This is a genomic window from Methylobacterium sp. Leaf94, assembly GCF_001426045.1.
Classification (GTDB): domain Bacteria; phylum Pseudomonadota; class Alphaproteobacteria; order Rhizobiales; family Beijerinckiaceae; genus Methylobacterium.
This window is the reverse complement of record NZ_LMRM01000007.1, coordinates 1-16,631: the sequence shown is the minus strand read 5'-3', so window position 1 is coordinate 16,631 and position 16,631 is coordinate 1. Positions and strand designations below refer to the sequence as shown.

14 protein-coding genes and 1 tRNA gene are annotated in these 16,631 nt (G+C 69.9%); 4 read left to right on the top strand and 11 right to left on the bottom strand.

The genetic code is table 11. The features are described 5' to 3' along the window. The first annotated feature begins 20 nt into the window (after positions 1–20). Positions 21–96: transfer RNA gene (locus ASG63_RS05585), tRNA-Asn, on the top strand. Between the two features lie 247 nt (positions 97–343). Here the strand turns inward: ASG63_RS05585 and ASG63_RS05580 are convergent. The 11 genes from ASG63_RS05580 to ASG63_RS05530 all read right to left on the bottom strand — a co-directional run bounded on the left by ASG63_RS05580 (position 344) and on the right by ASG63_RS05530 (position 9,800). After that, on the bottom strand, positions 344–985 hold the full coding sequence (locus ASG63_RS05580) for a DedA family protein (RefSeq protein WP_056213097.1): 642 nt from the start codon (positions 983–985) through the stop codon (positions 344–346). 845 nt (positions 986–1,830) lie between these two features. Continuing rightward, positions 1,831–2,952 (bottom strand): branched-chain amino acid ABC transporter substrate-binding protein, encoded by a 1,122-nt coding sequence (locus ASG63_RS05575; RefSeq protein WP_056212923.1) that lies wholly within the window; start codon positions 2,950–2,952, stop codon positions 1,831–1,833. An 86-nt stretch (positions 2,953–3,038) separates the two neighbouring features. Then, positions 3,039–3,404: a DUF6867 family protein gene (locus ASG63_RS05570; protein ID WP_056212921.1), complete on the bottom strand. Its 366-nt coding sequence runs from the start codon at positions 3,402–3,404 to the stop codon at positions 3,039–3,041. A gap of 2 nt (positions 3,405–3,406) precedes the next feature. Continuing rightward, complete coding sequence (locus ASG63_RS05565; protein WP_056212920.1) at positions 3,407–4,189, bottom strand: ABC transporter ATP-binding protein; 783 nt, start codon at positions 4,187–4,189, stop codon at positions 3,407–3,409. Then, positions 4,186–5,010, bottom strand: coding sequence for an ABC transporter ATP-binding protein (locus ASG63_RS05560; RefSeq protein WP_244476333.1), 825 nt, complete (start codon positions 5,008–5,010; stop codon positions 4,186–4,188). Before ASG63_RS05560 ends, ASG63_RS05565 begins: the two co-directional genes overlap by 4 nt. A gap of 104 nt (positions 5,011–5,114) precedes the next feature. Beyond that, on the bottom strand, positions 5,115–6,413 hold the full coding sequence (gene livM / locus ASG63_RS05555; RefSeq protein WP_056213095.1) for a high-affinity branched-chain amino acid ABC transporter permease LivM: 1,299 nt from the start codon (positions 6,411–6,413) through the stop codon (positions 5,115–5,117). 90 nt (positions 6,414–6,503) lie between these two features. Beyond that, complete coding sequence (locus ASG63_RS05550) at positions 6,504–7,421, bottom strand: branched-chain amino acid ABC transporter permease (RefSeq protein WP_055959172.1); 918 nt, start codon at positions 7,419–7,421, stop codon at positions 6,504–6,506. 237 nt (positions 7,422–7,658) lie between these two features. Continuing rightward, a complete protein-coding gene (locus ASG63_RS05545; RefSeq protein ID WP_056212916.1) occupies positions 7,659–8,072 on the bottom strand; it encodes an EF-hand domain-containing protein in 414 nt (137 codons plus the stop codon). A gap of 133 nt (positions 8,073–8,205) precedes the next feature. After that, positions 8,206–8,670 (bottom strand): hypothetical protein, encoded by a 465-nt coding sequence (locus tag ASG63_RS05540; RefSeq protein WP_056212915.1) that lies wholly within the window; start codon positions 8,668–8,670, stop codon positions 8,206–8,208. An 82-nt stretch (positions 8,671–8,752) separates the two neighbouring features. Then, on the bottom strand, positions 8,753–9,100 hold the full coding sequence (locus tag ASG63_RS05535) for a hypothetical protein (RefSeq protein ID WP_056212913.1): 348 nt from the start codon (positions 9,098–9,100) through the stop codon (positions 8,753–8,755). Positions 9,101–9,152: 52 nt separating this feature from the next. Beyond that, the gene (locus ASG63_RS05530; protein WP_056212911.1) at positions 9,153–9,800 is read right to left on the bottom strand and encodes a hypothetical protein; all 648 of its coding nucleotides are present in this window, start codon (positions 9,798–9,800) and stop codon (positions 9,153–9,155) included. A 165-nt stretch (positions 9,801–9,965) separates the two neighbouring features. On the opposite strand from ASG63_RS05530, the gene ASG63_RS05525 reads away from it, so the two are divergent. The 3 genes from ASG63_RS05525 to ASG63_RS05515 all read left to right on the top strand — a co-directional run bounded on the left by ASG63_RS05525 (position 9,966) and on the right by ASG63_RS05515 (position 16,183). Next, positions 9,966–10,634: a response regulator transcription factor gene (locus tag ASG63_RS05525; protein ID WP_056212909.1), complete on the top strand. Its 669-nt coding sequence runs from the start codon at positions 9,966–9,968 to the stop codon at positions 10,632–10,634. Then, positions 10,631–12,142 (top strand): sensor histidine kinase, encoded by a 1,512-nt coding sequence (locus ASG63_RS05520; RefSeq protein WP_338011809.1) that lies wholly within the window; start codon positions 10,631–10,633, stop codon positions 12,140–12,142. Before ASG63_RS05525 ends, ASG63_RS05520 begins: the two co-directional genes overlap by 4 nt. 309 nt (positions 12,143–12,451) lie before the next feature. Beyond that, positions 12,452–16,183, top strand: coding sequence for an EAL domain-containing protein (locus ASG63_RS05515; protein ID WP_056212906.1), 3,732 nt, complete (start codon positions 12,452–12,454; stop codon positions 16,181–16,183). Positions 16,184–16,631 lie beyond the last annotated feature (448 nt).

Here is a 16,631-nt window from a genome sequence, read left to right as displayed (position 1 = left end):
GTGTAGACCCCCGATCGCGGTCCCCGATAGCTCAGTTGGTAGAGCAAGCGACTGTTAATCGCTTTGTCGCAGGTTCGAGTCCTGCTCGGGGAGCCAATCTTCCTTCAAGACTTGGCTGTACTCTTGATGAGTCAGCTAGAGCGGTTGAGCCGATCCTGGGATCTGGCCCCGCATCCTCGCAGCCGCTGGTTCGACGCCTTCGTCGAGTACGTCACGCGGCGATGTTCTCGGTAAAGCCTGCTATCTTCCGGCGTCGCGCCTCTCGCACTTGTCCGCGAACGACGAACCCCGCCGGCCTCGGAGGCCGACGGGGTTCGTCTCGGGGGGAGCGTGCCGGCGTCGATTAGGTCAGTGGGCCGGGGATCGCGCTTTCGGCCTCCGCCAGCAGGCGCGTCTCGTGCTTGCGCACGAACAGCCAGAGCGCGAGGCCGCCGAAGATCACCACGGCCAGCAGGGCGAGGCCCACGGGCCCGGCGACATGCTCGATCGAGCGACCGCAGTAATACGAGCCGAGGCCCATGATCGTTGCCCAGGCAATGCCGCCGAGGCCGTTGAAGATCAGGAAGCGGCGGGCATCGAGCTTGTTCACGCCCGCGAGGACGGCTGCATAGGCGCGCAGCATCGCGGTGAAGCGGCCGAAGAAGACGATCTTCCCGCCATGCTCGCGAAAGAGATACTGCCCGAGCTTGAGGCGGCCGTGATCCAGGGCGATCAAGTGGCCGTAGCGCAGCAGGAGCGGCATGCCCCAGCGGCGGCCGACCCAGTAGCCGAGATTGTCGCCCAGGATCGCGGCGGTCGCGGCGGCGAGGATGATCAGGCCGATGTTCAACTGGCCGGTGCTACCGGCATAGACCGCCGACGAAATCAAGATCGTCTCGCCCGGCAGCGGTACGCCCGCGCTCTCCAGGGCGATGACGACGAAGATCGCGATATAACCGTAGCTGGCGATCAGGTCGGCGATGGGCAGGTTCGTGAGGAAGGACATGGGCATTCCCGTTCGGCAATCCCGCGACACAGAGCGGGCGAACATGGCGGGAACGGGGCTCGGCTGTGGCTGAGCCGTGCCTGAAGATTGGGTCACCGCTATCCTGCGGTGCCCGCAACGCCCTGCCCCCGGACCATTGCCGGAGGCGGAGCGCTACTCTGTTGGGGGATCAGCTGAAGGAGCCGAAGCCCGCGAAACAGTCGCTTTCGAAGCTCGGGGCGGTCGGCGTATCGGGCGCAGGCACCGGAGCGTCGTCGCCCGGATGCTCTGGACTTGGCAATGGGGACGGATAGATCTCGTGAGAGACGGTTGCGAGCGGCGAGGCAGAGCGATCGTGCTGCACGTCTAGGGTCATCCAGGCTCCTCAAGTGGCGTGCCAGTCCAACGGCACAGCTTGGGGTACCGGAAGCGGACCGGCCCGTTAACCCTCCCGGGGGTTCGGCGAGAACAGGTCTGGCATGCGGCGACCGGGAGCCATGTCGCCTCATGGTCATCGCTCCGTCGTTGGGATGTCGCCTGGGCGCGGAGGTCTCGGAGCCTCCGTCTTGAACTCGTCAGGCGATCTTGCGTGGACGATGGTCCGGGTCGACGCCGCCCTCGGGGTCGGCGTCACGGGGGACGTCGGTCTTCCGGCGCGTGTGGCGATAGCTGCTCCGTCGGGGTGGAATGCGCGCGGACGCGGAGAACCGCCCACGACCCGTTGCGACAACCGGAGCCGACCTGGCGCTGTGGCCGGCTGACGGGGTGTGCAGGTTCGTCGCGCCCGGAGCCTTCGCGCGGCCCCGCACAAAAAAGGCCGGGGGATCGCGCCCCCGGCCCCGATCGGCGACGACGCTCGGCGGAGCCTACGGCTGCTCGTTGCCGGCGTAGTTGATCGAGCCGTCGGCGCCCTTCTTCCACATGTACATCACGTAGTCCGGGCGGGTGATGTCGCCCTTCTTGTCGTAGGCGATGTCGCCGATCACCGTGTTGAAGGGCTTGCCCTCGTGCATGTAGGCGGCGACCTTCTGGCCGTCGGTGGACTTCGTCGCCTTCATCGCGTCGGCGAGGATCTGCATGGCGGCGTAGGAGTAGAGGGTGTAGCCCTCGGGGTCGAAGTTCATCGCCTTGAAGGCGTCGACGGTGGCCTTCGACTTCGGATTCTTGCGGGCATCCGGTGAGAAGGTCATCAGGGTGCCGTCGGAGCCCGGGCCTGCCACCTGGGCGAATTCGCGGTCGGCGATGCCGTCGCCGCCCATCAGCGGCGCCTGCAGGCTCTGGTCGCGCATCTGGCGGATCAGCAGGCCGGCCTCGGTGTAGAGACCGCCGAAATAGACCACGTCGACATTGGCCTGCTTCAGCTTCGAGACCAGGGCCGAGAAGTCCTTCTCGCCCGGGTTGATGCCCTCGTACAGCACGTTGGTGCCGCCCTTGGCCTTCAGGGCCTTCAGGGTCTCGTCGGCCAAGCCCTTGCCGTAGGGGGTCTTGTCGTGGACGAAGGCGATCTTCTTGCCCTTGAACTTCTCGGCGAGATACGCCCCCGCCACCGCGCCCTGCTGGTCATCGCGGCCGCAGGTGCGGAAGGTGTTCCAGTTGCCGCGCTCGGTATACTTGATCGCCGTGGAGGCCGGGCTGACCTCGACGATGCCGGCTTCCTGCAGCACGTCCGAGACCGGGATCGAGACGCCCGAGTTGAAGGCGCCGACCACGGCCTTCACGCCCTCGGAGGCGAACTTGTTGGCCACCGAGACGCCCTGCTTCGGATCGGAGGCGTCGTCGCCGACCGTCATCACCAGCTTCTCGCCGTTGACGCCGCCGGCCTTGTTGATGTCGGCGATGGCCTGCTGGGCCCCGGTCTTGATCTGCGCACCGAAGGCGGCGTTGGGACCGGTAACGGGGACCACCACGCCGATCTTGATCTCGGCCTGAGCGGCGGTGGCCGCCAGCATCAGGCTGAGGGCGACGCCGGCTGAAAACAGTGACTTCATGCTCGTTTCCCCTCTTGAGGCGCCGGACCGGGCGTTCGCTTCGCCGGCACGGTCGCCAACACGCGGTGTGGTCTCGCGACGCGCCGTCACGGCGTCGGCGCGCTCGTCCGGTCCCGCCAGCTCAGCGGTCCGGTGCGTTCGTAGAGCCAGGCATATTGCCGGGTCATCTGTCCGGTGCGGGTGTAGCGGTAGGCCACGGCCCCGATGGCGAGGACGACCGCCGCGTCGACGAGGTAAGCCGGCAGCGACAGCAGCGGGTCCTCGAACAGCGCGTAGTGGAGGAACCGCGTCACCGCCGCGATCAGCAGCAGGGCCAGAACGCAGTGCCAGAACGGCCGCCAGCCGCGGGCGAGCCCGCTGCCGGTCATCCAGGCCGCACCCCCGCCCATCGCCACGGTGATGAGGAGGAAAATTCCGAGGGTGCGCAGATCGAGGCTGAAACCGTCGGCCATGCTCAGTGCGATCCCCCCTCGAGATAGGCGGCCTTCACCTGCGGGTCGTCGAGAAGGGCCTGGCCGGTGCCGCTCATCGTGACCGCCCCCGTGACCATGACATAGCCGCGATGCGCCAGCTTGAGGGCATGATAGGCGTTCTGCTCCACGATGAACACGGTCAGGCCTTCGCGGGCGTTGAGGTCGCGCACGGCGGAGAAGATCTGCTTGACCACCAGGGGCGCCAAGCCCAGCGAGGGCTCGTCGAGCATGAGCAGGCGCGGCCGGCTCATCAGCGCTCGGGCGATGGCGAGCATCTGCTGCTCGCCGCCCGACATGGTGCCGCCGCGCTGGTCGATACGCTCGCGCAGGCGCGGGAACAGCGTGCACATCCGCTCGAGGTCCTCGGCGAAATGCTTCCCCCCGTTGACGGCCGCGCCCATCTGCAGATTCTCGCGCACCGTCATGCGGGAGAAGATCCGCCTTCCCTCGGGAGACTGCGCCAGGTTGAGCCGGGCGATCTCGTGGGTCGGCAGCTTGGTGATGTCCTGCCCTGCGAAGGTGATGGTGCCCTCGCGCGCCTGGGGCTGGCCGAAGATCGTCATCATCAGGGTGGACTTGCCGGCCCCGTTGGCGCCGATCAGGGCGACGATCTCGCCCGCGTGCACGTCGATGTCGACGCCCTTCAGGGCGCGGATGCTGCCGTAATAGGCCGAGACGCCGCGCACGCTGAGCAGCGGCGCCGTCATGGCGTCCATCCGGGCGCGGGTCTCGTCCACCAGCACGTTGATGCCCGCGACGCTCATGCCGTTAATCCCGTAGAGGTTCCGGCAAGTCCGACTTCCGCTTCCACCGCCGCCACCTCCTCGTCGTCGACGCCGAGATAGGCCGCGATCACCCGGGTGTCGTTGCGGATCTCGTCCGGCGTGCCGTCGGCGATCTTGACGCCGTAATCGAGCACCACGATGCGGTCGGAGATCTGCATCACCACCGACATGTCGTGCTCAATGAGCAGCACCGAGGTGCCGTACTCGTCGCGTATCATCCGCAGAAGGGTGTTGAGGTCGGCCGATTCCCGCGGGTTGAGGCCGGCGGCCGGCTCGTCGAGGCAGAGCAGCACCGGGTCCGTGCACATGGCGCGGGCGATCTCCAGGCGGCGCTGGTCGCCATAGGGCAGATCGCCCGCCGGCTCGTCGGCCCGGTGGGTCAGGCCGATGCGCGCGATCCAGCCGGCGGCCTTGGCGATCGCCTCACCTTGCGCCCGGCGATAGCCCGGCAGGCCGAGGATGCCCGCGAGGGAGAATCCGGAGGCCCGCATCAGGGGCTTGTGCATGGCGACCAGCAGGTTCTCCAGCACGGTCATCTGCGGGAACAGGCGGATGTTCTGGAAGGTGCGGGCGACCCGGGCGAGGCGGTTGACGTCGTGACCCGGCAGGCGCTCCAGCAGGTAGGTCTCGCCGCCGGCCTGCGCTAAGCGGATCATGCCCTCGGTCGGCTTATAGAAGCCGGTGATGCAGTTGAAGACCGTGGTCTTGCCGGCGCCGTTCGGGCCGATCAGCGCGGTGATGTCGCCGCGCCCGACCTTGAAGGAGAGGTCGCCGACGGCGGTGAGGCCGCCGAACCGCATGGTCAGGTGGTCGACCACGAGGATCGGGTCGACCGGGCCGCCCGGATTCGCGGCCGGGGGCGCGTCCCGCAGGGTGGCGAGGCGGGTGGTACCAGTGGCACGCGTCATGCGCTGCGCCCCCCGAGGCGGACCGAGGGCGAGCGCTCGGAGATGAGCCCGCGCGGGCGCCAGACCATCATGCACACCATGGCGAGGCCGAACAGCAGCAGGCGGTACTCGTTCGGGTCGAAGCCCTCGCCGAACACGGCCTTGAGGAAGGACAGGTTGCGCAGCAGTTCCGGGGCGCCGACCATGACGATCGCCGCGATGGCGACGCCGACCTGGCTGCCCATGCCGCCGAGCACCACGATGGCCAGGATGATCGCGCTCTCGAGGAAGTTGAAGCTTTCGGGGCTGACGAAGCCCTGGCGCACAGCGAAGAACGAGCCGGCGAAGCCCGCAAACATCGCGCCGAGCGCGAAGGCGGTGAGCTTCGTCATCGTGGTGTCGATGCCCAGCGAGCGGCAGGCGATCTCGTCCTCGCGCAGGGCCTCCCAGGCACGCCCCAGGGGCAGGCGACGCATGCGCAGGGTGACGAGGTTGGTGATCAGCGCCAGCACCAGGATCAGGTAGTAGAGGAAGACGATCCGGTGCATCGGGCTGAAGCTCAGCCCGAAGGTCTGGGCGAAGCCGCCCTCCCCGGCCGTGAACGGGATGCCGAAGAAGCTGGCGCGGGGAATCGAGGACAGGCCGGCGGCCCCGCCGGAGAAGTCGACCCAGTTGATCAGGACGAGGCGGATGATCTCGCCGAAGGCGAGGGTCACGATGGCGAGGTAGTCGCCCCGCAGGCGCAGCACCGGGAAGCCGAGCAGCACCCCGAAGGCGGCGGCGAACAGGCCGGCCAGCGGCAGGCAGATCCAGAACGAGAGCCCGAACACGGTGGAGAGCAGCGCGTAGGAATAGGCCCCCACCGCGTAGAACGCGACGTAGCCGAGGTCGAGCAGCCCGGCGAGGCCGACGACGATGTTCAGGCCCCATCCGAGCATGACGTAGGTCAGGATGAGGATTCCGAGGTCGATCCAGTAGCGCCCCTCCGACAGGCCGCCCGAGCCAAGGGTGGCAAGCAGCGGCAGGGTGAGCGCGACGGCCAGCGTCAGCGGACCGAGGACGCGGCCGGCCCGGGCGACGACCGGGGCCGCATCGACGGTCGCGAGGCGGTGGGCCTCCCGCCGGCGCGCGACCTCGCCCAGCAGCAGGCGCTGGCCGAGGCGCAGCACGAACACCGCGAGGCAGAGGCCCGCGACGACTCCCCAGCGACCGGTGAGTTCAAGGCCGGTGCCCTGCCCAAGATCGGTGCGGTAGGCCACCACCGGGATGCTCAACCCGAGCGTCACTAGGGCGAAGAGGGCGGAATCCTTGAGCATCTCCGGCAGGGCCGCGGCGGAGCGGCGGCCGACGGTGGGGGACACCCCACCGATGGTCGATCCGTGAGTCGTCGATCCTTGCGCCATGGCTCAGACCTTCTCGACTTCGGGGCGTCCGAGGATGCCGGATGGTTTGAAGATGAGCACCACGATGAGGATCAGGAACGCGGCCACGTCCTTGTACTCGATCGAGAAGTAGGCCGACCAGAAGGTCTCGATCAGGCCGATGATCAGGCCCCCGAGGACCGCGCCGGGCAGCGAGCCGATGCCGCCGAGCACCGCCGCGGTGAAGGCCTTCACGCCGGGCACGAACCCGTCCGAGAACGAGACCACGCCGTAATAGAGGAGGTAGAGGGTGCCGGCGACGGCGGCGAGCGCCGCGCCCAGCACGAAGGTCAGCGAGATCGTCCGGTCGACGTTGATACCGAGCAAGGCCGCCATGCGCCGGTCCTGCTCGCAAGCGCGCTGGGCGCGGCCGAAGGAGGTGCGCTGCACGAGGTACCAGAAGCCGGCGAGCAGCAGCGCCGTCGTCGTCATGATGATCGCCTGCTTGTAGGACAGGGTCACGGTGTACTGCTCGTTCTGGTAGAGCACGATGACGTCCCGGACGAGGGGCGGCACCGGCTTGTTGCGGGCGCCCTGCACCACCTGGACGAAGTTCGACAGGAAGATCGACACGCCGATGGCCGAGATCAGCGGCGCCAGGCGGAAGGAGCCGCGCAGGGGCCGGTAGGCGACCCGCTCGATCGCCCAGCCCCAGAGAGCCGTGAGGATCATGGCGAGCACCAGCACGATCAGGAACACCAGAGCGACCGAGGTCAGCCCGAGCCAGGACGTGAGGATGAGAAAGAAGATCAGGGCAATGAAGGATGAGAGCATGAACACGTCGCCATGGGCGAAGTTCACCATCCCGATGATGCCGAAGACCATGGTGTAGCCCAGGGCGATCAACCCGTAGATCGACCCGAGCGTCAGGCCGTTGATGAACTGCTGGGCGAAAAATTCCATGAACCGGCCTTCGTTTCGACAGCGCAGCCATCGGCGAACGCTGTCTGCGATCGGCAGACGCTGTTTGCGAATGGCGTGCCAGCCTGGAATGTTCTGAACTGCCGCCTCCGGTCAATCCTCGCGGCGAGTCCCGGGGTGAGCTTTCCCGGACCCTGAAACGCGAACGGCCCGGCGCTGGGAGCGCCGGGCCGTCCCGGGAGGTGGGTCGTGCTCCGGTGCCCGAGGCACCGGTCGGACTTACTTGAGGAGGGAGACCAGGGCCTTGCCGGCGGGGGTCTTCAACTCCTTGGCGTCGAGGGTGCCGTCGTTGTCCGGATCGGCGGCCTTGAAGCGGGCCTCGACCAGGGCGAGGAACTCGGTCTTGTCGAGGGTGCCGTCCGAATCCGGGTCGGCGGCCTTGAGGGCCTTCCTGCTGACGCGGCCCTTGAGCTCCTTGGCGTCGACGGTGCCGTCCTTGTCGGATTCCAGCTTGTCGAAGAGGGCGCCGGCCACGGCCTGGGCCTCCTTGAGGTCGATGGTGCCGTCGTTGTCGGTGTCGACCATCGAGATCACCTTCGATGCGCCCGGACCCTTGGCGGAAGCCGGGATGGCCAGAGGAAGCGCGAGGGCGGCGGCACCTAGGACGACGGCGAGGCGGGACAGATGGGACATGCGAAGAGCTCCGTATCAGCAGTAACGATTGCCGATCTATCACGCTGAAATGGAGCGGCGAAAGCTTGATATTGCAATGCAGTATCGCGTCCGGGCCGGTGGTCCCCCTTCGGCCCGGCGCCATGACGCTTGGTCAGCCGGTCGGCGCGGCAGCCCCGGACAGGGCCTTCGTCTTGCGAATCACCCCCGCGAAGGTGACGTGCGCCTCGACATACCCTCCGTCCTTCCGGGCGCGGATCTCGAAATGCTTTCTCCTGCGCCGGGCCTCCCCCTCGACCTGAAAGCCCGCCTTTCGGAGTGCCGCGAAGGCGACCGTCGGATCGGCCTGACCCGCATCGCCGTCTTCGGGACGCGGCCGGGCGATGGCGTGCCGTATCCCGTCCGGAGCCGTGATGGCGATGGCCTTGATCTCCGAGGGCTTCCGCTCGCCGGTCACCGCGATGGCGTCGCCCGGCGTCAGCGTCGCGCCCGCGAGGGCGAGCGCCCTGGCGCCCTCCGGGCCGAGATCTACGAGGACGCGGCCCTCGGGGGCCTCGATCGCGAGGCGGTGGCCGAACAGGGCCCAGATCGTTCCGTGCGTGCTGCATGTTGTGGGCATCAGGATAGGGTGCTCTCTGTCAAAGGAGGGAGGTCGGGATGCGGCGGCTCGGGGAGCCGCCGCATCGCTGTTCGGGGTGGGATCAGCGGGCGTCGGGCTTGGCCGCTTCTGGCCTGGACCCGTCGGTCTTCGACGCGTCCGGCTGCGGCAGCGCGGCGAGGCGGTCGAGCATCTGCAGGGTCAGGTCGGCGCAGGCCTTCATGGGCTCCTCGTCGGCGCACTTCACGTCGACGGCGGTCTCGCCCCGCTCCAGGCGGAAATGGGCGGCTTTCGGCGGCGGCGGTGCATCGGGACCGCGCCGGGGGCCGCCCGGAGGAGCGCCGGCTTCCGGCCCGGGGCGCGGACCGCCGGGCGGCGGGGCCGGCTGGGCGACGGCCGCGCCGGCGATCAGGATCGCGGCGGCGCCGAGGAGGGCTGTGGTCTTCGTCATGATGGATGTCCTGCCGGGTGAGATCGAAGGGGGGAGACGGCGCAGGGGACGCTCAGAAGACCCGCTTCTCGCGGACCTGACCGTCGAAGCCGACGTGGAGCTGGCGCTCGCGCCCATCGGTGCCGCGTGCGGCGACCTCGAGGTGACGCGGCCCCCGTCCGGTGACCCGGATGTCGGAGTAGCCGGCCGCCTCGACGCGGGCGGTCAGGGCCGGCACGTCGAGCTTCGCCCCGAGGCCCACCTTGTCCTTGGCCCAGTCCAGGGTTCCGGCGGGTGGGCCGCCGGCGGGGCCGACGCGCACCTGGCTGCCATCGGCGCGGGTGATCAGCAGGGCGTGGAGGAAGCCGTTCTCGAACCGGCCCTGCACGGTGATGGCCTCGCCGGGCTTCACCAGGGCGCCCCCCTCCCCCTGGCGGCCGGTCTCGACCAGCGCCTTGCCGGTGCCGTCCTGCATCACGAACTTGTTGCCGTAGATCTCGGCGACGTCGCCCTTGGCGGCGATGGAGCCCGAAGCCTTCAGGGCGGAGATCGCCGTGGGCGCCACCGGCGTCATCACCGAGGCTCCGGTCTGGGCGAGCGACAGGCCGACCGCGCCGAAGGCCAGGGGCGCCGCGATGGCGCCGACGACGAGAGCGCGGCGCGAGGGCTTCGGGGTCGGGGTGAGGCTGGCGGGCGCGGGGGTCTGGGCGGTCTCGGTCATGGTGGCCTGTCCTTCCGGGGTTCGGCGGTTGCCCTCTCGGGTTGACGCCGTTCTAGGCCGGGGCCTCCAACCCGATCTGAACCGCACGGTTCAGCCCCCGTTAAACGACGCGGCGTAGGCCGCTCGCCGGTCCACCTTCGCCCTTCCACCCACGGACACCACGCCATGAAACTCCTGCTGGTGGAGGACGATGCGCCGCTCGCCGCCGAGATCGCCAAGGCCCTGCGGGCCGAGAACTTCGCCCTCGACCACGCGGCGAACGGCGAGGACGCGCAGCATCTCGGAGAGACCGAGACCTACGACGCGGTGGTGCTCGATCTCGGCCTGCCCAGGCGCGACGGGCTCACCGTCCTCCAGGCCTGGCGGGCGGCTGGCCGAACCGTGCCGGTCCTCGTCCTCACGGCGCGGGACGGCTGGAGCGACAAGGTCGCGGGCTTCAAGGCGGGGGCCGACGACTTCCTGGTCAAGCCGTTCCGGGTCGAGGAGCTGGTGATCCGCCTGCGTGCTCTGGTGCGCCGGGCGACCGCGCACGGGGCGTCCCGCGTCACCTGCGGTCCCCTCTCCTACGAATCCGGCCTGGGCACCTTCGAGCGCGACGGCCTGCCCCTGAAGCTCACCGGCCTCGAATGGCGCGTCCTGTCCTGCCTGATCCTGCACAAGGACGGGGTGATGCCGCGCAGCCAGCTCATCGAGCGGGTCTATGACGGCGACGCCGACGTCGATTCGAACTCGGTCGAGGTCATCATCACCCGCCTGCGCCGCAAGATCGCCCCCGCCCGGATCGAGGGGGTGCGTGGCCACGGTTATCGCCTGCTCCCGGGCGATCCCGCGTGACCCCGACGAAGCCTCCTGCCGGGCACGCCGGCGCGGTTGGGCACGGACCGCCGGCCAAGCCCGCGCCGTCCGACCGGCCCGGTCCGCCCCCGAAGCCCGTCGGGCTCCTCCATCTCGGCTCCCTGCAGCGGCGCCTGCTCCTGGCCGCCCTCGGCCTCGTCACCGTGGCCCTGCTGGTCGCCGGCCTCGCCATCGGGCTCGTCCTGCACCGCTTCGTCCGGACCCAGCTCGACAGCCGCCTCGACAGCCAGCTCGTCGCCCTGGCGTCGAGCCTGGAGCGCGGCCCTGGCGACCGCCTGCGCCTCGATCGTGCGCTGGACGGGCCGCCCTTCGACCGCCCGCGTTCCGGCTGGTACTGGCAGGTTCGCCAGGGGGGCAGGACCTTGCGGGCCGAGTCCCTCCAGGGGGAATCCCTGGAGACGCGCAACCCGCGCCTGCCGGACCCGTCCGCCCTGGGCGGCTCGATCCCGGGCGGCCCCGGCTCGGCCCGGCCACCCCGTGACCGGGACCCGGACCGCCCCCAGCCGGGCGACGGCACCGGCCCCTGGGGCGAAGCCCTGATCCTGCGCATCCAGGTCCTGCCCGCCCAGGGGGACACGCCGCCGGCCCTCCTCATCGCCACGGCCCCGGTTAGGGCCCTGAACGGACCCTTGCGCGAGGCCGGTCTGACCCTCGCGGCCATCCTGGGGATCCTCGGTCTCTGCCTGGTGGCCGGCACCGTCCTGCAGGTCCGCCTCGGCCTGCGGCCCCTGGAGCAGCTGCGCCGGGACATCGCCGAGGTCCGGGCCGGACGCCGGCCCCGGATTCCCGGCCCGCAGCCCGCCGAGATCCGTCCCCTGGTGGGCGAGGTGAACGCCCTCCTCGACCAGAACGCCGCAAACCTCGAACGGGCCCGCACCCACGTGGCGAACCTCGCCCACGGCCTGAAGACGCCCCTCGCCACCCTGACCCTCGCCCTCTCGGACCGGACCCGCGACCCGGATGGTCGCCTCGCCGAGCTTGCCGGCGCCATGGACCGGCAGGTGCGCCACCACCTGCGGCGCGCCCGGGCCGCCGCGTTGGGCGGCGCGACCCGCACCCGGACCGAACTCGCCGGTCCCCTCGCCGACCTGCGGACCACCTTCGGGCGCCTCTACGCCGAGAAGCGCCTCGCCCTCGAGCTCGACCTGCCGGCCGGCCTCGCGGTGGCCTGCGATCCGCAGGACATCGACGAGATGCTCGGCAACCTCATCGACAATGCCTGCCAGTGGAGCCGCGGTCGCGTCCGGGTCTCGGCCGCCGCCACGGAGGCGGGAATTGCCGTGACCGTGGCGGATGACGGTCCCGGGTTGGACGCGGAGGCGGCCGCCCGCGCCGTGCGGCCCGGCGGACGCCTCGACGAGAGCGTGCCCGGCCACGGCTTCGGTCTCTCGATCACCCGGGAGCTCGCCGAGCTGTACGGCGGGGGCTTGCGCCTCACGCGCTCGGATCTCGGCGGTCTCAGTGCCCGGTTGCTTTTGCCGGCGTGACGGCCGCCGATGTCTCGCGAAGAACCGACGTCGACGGTGTGCAACGCCGCCTTCCCGGACAAACGAGCCGGCGCGCCACCAAGGAACGCACGGCCGTCGCCGAGACGTCGCGCGCATAAAGGAAAGTGAAAGGCTGGCACGGCATGGTCTCGCATCGGGCGGTTTCGTCGCGGGTGTCCGCAAGACCGGTCGATGTTTATCTTGTGCCGGCTCGGACCCGTCATCGACAGCGGGGCCTGCCGGTTTCGGGGTCCTGAGACGCGGATCGCGGCGTTTCCGTGGATTGTGCGTCGGTGAGAAAGGGTTGTCGTGCCGAGCTCCAGCGTCGAGGCGCAGCGTCTGGCCATCCTCAACGACCTGAGACTCTTGGAGTGTACGCCGGAGGCGCATCTCGATGCCGTCTGCCGGACAGCCTGCGCTCTGTTCGGCGTGCCCATCGCCCTCGTGAACCTTGCCGGCAGCGAGACCTATACGCTCAAGGCGCGATGCGGTGTCGCCGAGGGGGGCACCCTCTCCCGGGCCGGTGCCTTCTGCGACCGGACGATCCTGGGGGCGCCCGGCGCGGTGCTGGTCCTGCCCGACATCCTGGCCGATGCCGAGTTCGCAACGAGCCCCCTGGTCACCGGGGGGCCGCGGGCCCGGTTCTACGCGGGCGTACCCCTCGCCCTGTCGGACGGCCTGCCCCTCGGCACGCTCTGCCTCATCGACACGGTTCCGCGCGACGATTTCGACGCGACCCGCGTGGCGCAACTGCGCGACCTCGGCACCGTCGTCGAGGCCCACCTCCGGCTCACCGTCGCGCAGCGCGCGAGTCAGATCGAGCGAGCGGAGCGCCAGCGGACAGAGGTGCTCCTTGCCGCCAAGGCCGCCGACCTCAAGCTCGTGGTCGAGGCCCAGCGGATGACCGAGTCCGTCGCCCATATCGGCTACTGGCGCATCCATGCGCGGGCCCGGACCGTCTCGTGGTCCGAGGGACTATGCGGTGTCTTCGGGCGGCCGATGCCCCCCGGCGGCGAGATTTCCCTCGACGACCACCTCGCCTACTACCATCCGGACGACCGGGCCGCGGTCTCGGCCCGCATCGCCAACGCCCTGGAGAGCGACGGGCCCGAGGGCGCTGCCTACCAGGGGCGGGCCCGCATCGTCCGGCCGGACGGCAGCCTCTGTCACGTGATCGTCCAGGGCGCGGTGGAGCGCGATGCCGGTGGCCGCCTCACGGCGCTCTACGGCCTCGTCCTCGACGTCACCGACCTCGCTGCCTCCGAGGCGCAGCTGCGGGAGAAGGACCTGCGCCTGCGCGCGACCCTGGAGACCATGGACCAGGGCCTGATCATGATGGATGCGCAGGGCTGCGTCCGGCTGCTCAACCCGCGGGCCCTGCAACTGCTGGACCTGCCGGAGGCGATCCTGTGCGAAGGGGCGCTCCTGTCCGACATCCTCGCGCACCTGACGGAGCGCGGCGAGTTTTCGGCGATGCCGACCGCCCAGGACGGCCGGCCGCGCCTGCGCGATGCGACCGGCGCCTGGACGCCCCTGCGGATCGACTGGCCGCGTCCGGACGGGACCACCCTCGAGGTCCGGGGCGTGACCCTGCCCGACGGCGGCATCCTGCACACCTTCACCGACGTCACGGAGCATCGGGCGGCGGAGGCCCGCACCCGAGAGGGCGAGCGGCGGTATCGCATCCTCGCGGATTCCGTCTCCGACATGATCGTCCGGCGCAGCGTCGCGAACGTCCGCACCTACGTCTCTCCGGCCGCCCGCGATCTCCTCGGCTACAGCCCCGAGGAGATGCTGAGCCTGCCCCTGGAGGCCTCGCTCCACCCCGAGGATGCGCCCGCCACGCGCGCGTTCCTCGAGGCGTTCCGGGCCGGGCGCACCGAGACGGGCCGCATCACCCATCGCCTGCGCCACCGCGATGGCCGCTGGATCTGGGTGGAGGCGCAGACGCGGCTCGTGCGCGACGAGGCGGGGCGGCCCTTCGAAACCATCACCGCCGCGCGCGACGTCAGCGAGCGCGTCGCCGCCGAGCAGGCCCTGCGCCTGGGCGAGGCCCGGTACCGCGCGCTCGCCGATTCCCTGCCGCAGATCGTCTGGGTCGTCTCCCTCCACGACGGCACCGCCACCTACGTCAACCAGCGGTTCGAGGACTACTACGGACCCATCGGCATCAGCCGGGAGGCCCGCCTCGCCCGCAATCACCCGGAGGATGCCGCGCGGATGGAGGCGGTCTTCAGCGAGGCCCGCCGGCTGGGGGATGCCTACGAGATGGAAGGCCGCCTCCTCCGGCACGACGGCGTCTATCGCTGGCACAAGCTCGTCATGCTGCCCATCCGGGAGGACGGCGTGATGGTCGGCTTGCTCGGGACGGCCCTCGACATCGACGACATCGTGACGGCGCGCCAAGCCCTGGAGGAAACCTCGAACCTCCTGCGGCTCGCGCAGGAATCGGCCGGGGCCGGACTCTGGTCCTGGGACCTGAAGGGCGGCACCGTCCGGCACTCCGTCGACAGCGCGCGGATGTACGGCCTCCCGGTGCCGGCGGGCCACGCGGCCGACAGGCCGGTGGAGGTCGGCATCGGCGCGTGGGACCGCCACATCCATGCGGGCGACCTCGCGGTCCTGTACGGACAGGTCTACCGCTGCCTCGCCGAGGGCGGATCCTACAGCGGCGAGTTCCGGCTGGCGGCGCCGGAAGGCGATCCGCCGCGCTGGCTCCAGAGCTTCGCCCGGGTCGTGACCGACCCGGAGTCGAACGAGCCGGTGAAGATCGTGGGGCTCACGATGGATGTCACCGCGCGCAAGCTGGCGGAGGGCCGGATCGCCCATATGGCTCTGCATGACGGGCTGACCGGCCTGCCGAACCGGCTCCTGTTCAAGGAGGGCCTGAGCAACGCCCTCGCCCGCGCCGATCGCCGGGGCGGCCGCTTCGCGGTCCTGGCCTGCGACCTCGATCGCTTCAAGGCCGTCAACGACACCCTCGGTCATCCGGCCGGCGACGCGCTCCTGCGCGTGGTGGCCGACCGCCTGCGCAGCGTGGTCCGGGAGGGCGACACCGTCGCGCGCCTGGGCGGCGACGAATTCGCCATCATCCTGGCCGACCTCGACGATCCCCAGGAAGCGGGGCTCGCGGCGCGCCGCATCATCGAGGCGATGGAGCAGCCCGTCGACCTCGACGGCCACCGGGTCGGGATCGGGGTCAGCGTCGGCATCGGCCTCGGCTCCCAGGACGGCGCCGACGCCGACACGCTGTTCCGCAACGCCGACATCGCCCTCTACCGGGCCAAGGCGGCCGGCCGGAACACCTATCGCTTCTACGAGGCGGCCATGGATGCGGCGACGACCCAGCGCAACCTCCTCGAGCTGGAGATGCGCGAGGCGGTGCGCACGGGCGGCTTCAGCCTGCACTACCAGCCGGTCCTGCACCTCGACAGCGGTGCCGTGAAGGGCTTCGAGGCCCTGCTTCGCTGGCAGCATCCGGTGCGGGGCATGATCGCGCCCGGCGCCTTCATTCCCCTTGCGGAGGAGACCGGGCTGATCCGTCAGCTCGGAAGCTGGGCCCTCCGGGAGGCCTGCACCGAGGCGGCCTCCTGGCCAGGGGACCGCCGCATCGCGGTCAACGTCTCGGCGGTCCAGTTCGGGCAAGCGAACCTGGAGCAGAGCGTGGTCTCCGCCCTGTCGGCCTCCGGTCTGCCCCTGCACCGCCTGCGGGCTCTCGGGGTCCGGATCGCCCTCGACGATTTCGGCACCGGCTACTCCTCCCTGAGCTACCTGCGCCGCTTTCCCTTCGACCGGATCAAGATCGACCGGTCCTTCATCCGCGAGATCGCCGATCCCGGCACCGCGGCGATCGTACGGGCGGTGGTCGACCTCGGCACCCAGCTCGGCGCAAGCATCACCGCCGAGGGAATCGAGACGGAAGAGCAGATGGCGCGGGTGCGCCAGGAAGGCTGCACCGAGGCGCAGGGCTTCCTCCTCGGCCGCCCCCTCCCGGCCGAGGAGGCACGTCGGTTCCTCGAAGGCCTGCGCGACGCGGCCTGAACGTCGTGTTTCTGTCACAAGGCTGTTGACAGGGGATCCGGGGATCCGTATACCCCGGTTCATCGGCGGGCGGCCAACGGGGTTGGCGGCTTGCTTTTGCATCTCCTGACGATTGGCGGGGTTTGGGCCTGGGGTTCTGGGCGAGCTTTGCTGTTTTGGCCCAGCTCGGCGCTCATCCACAGGACCGCCTCNCAGTTGACGGGTCTGGGAGTGATCCGTATACCCCGGTTCATCGGCGGGCGGCCAACGGGGTTGGCGGCTTGCTTTTGCATCTCCTGACGATTGGCGGGGTTTGGGCCTGGGGTTCTGGGCGAGCTTTGCTGTTTTGTTTGTGTGTTTGCGGTTCTTTGACAAGTGAATCTGAGAAAGAGAAGCGTGGGCGGCGATTTTGCTCTTGCGGATCCTCTGTGAAGAGGATTGTGAGACGATTGCTGACACGTTTCGAGAG

What these genes read in the sequence shown, in the direction of transcription:
- ASG63_RS05530 (WP_056212911.1), bottom strand. Translation starts at nt 9,800, where the DNA reads ATGACCGAGACCGCCCAGACCCCCGCGCCCGCCAGCCTCACCCCGACC.
- ASG63_RS05535 (WP_056212913.1), bottom strand. Translation starts at nt 9,100, where the DNA reads ATGACGAAGACCACAGCCCTCCTCGGCGCCGCCGCGATCCTGATCGCC.
- ASG63_RS05525 (WP_056212909.1), top strand. Translation starts at nt 9,966, where the DNA reads ATGAAACTCCTGCTGGTGGAGGACGATGCGCCGCTCGCCGCCGAGATC.
- ASG63_RS05545 (WP_056212916.1), bottom strand. Translation starts at nt 8,072, where the DNA reads ATGTCCCATCTGTCCCGCCTCGCCGTCGTCCTAGGTGCCGCCGCCCTC.
- ASG63_RS05540 (WP_056212915.1), bottom strand. Translation starts at nt 8,670, where the DNA reads ATGCCCACAACATGCAGCACGCACGGAACGATCTGGGCCCTGTTCGGC.
- ASG63_RS05580 (WP_056213097.1), bottom strand. Translation starts at nt 985, where the DNA reads ATGTCCTTCCTCACGAACCTGCCCATCGCCGACCTGATCGCCAGCTAC.
- ASG63_RS05575 (WP_056212923.1), bottom strand. Translation starts at nt 2,952, where the DNA reads ATGAAGTCACTGTTTTCAGCCGGCGTCGCCCTCAGCCTGATGCTGGCG.
- livM (WP_056213095.1), bottom strand. Translation starts at nt 6,413, where the DNA reads ATGCTCAAGGATTCCGCCCTCTTCGCCCTAGTGACGCTCGGGTTGAGC.
- ASG63_RS05560 (WP_244476333.1), bottom strand. Translation starts at nt 5,010, where the DNA reads ATGCGGTTCGGCGGCCTCACCGCCGTCGGCGACCTCTCCTTCAAGGTC.
- ASG63_RS05570 (WP_056212921.1), bottom strand. Translation starts at nt 3,404, where the DNA reads ATGGCCGACGGTTTCAGCCTCGATCTGCGCACCCTCGGAATTTTCCTC.
- ASG63_RS05565 (WP_056212920.1), bottom strand. Translation starts at nt 4,189, where the DNA reads ATGAGCGTCGCGGGCATCAACGTGCTGGTGGACGAGACCCGCGCCCGG.
- ASG63_RS05550 (WP_055959172.1), bottom strand. Translation starts at nt 7,421, where the DNA reads ATGGAATTTTTCGCCCAGCAGTTCATCAACGGCCTGACGCTCGGGTCG.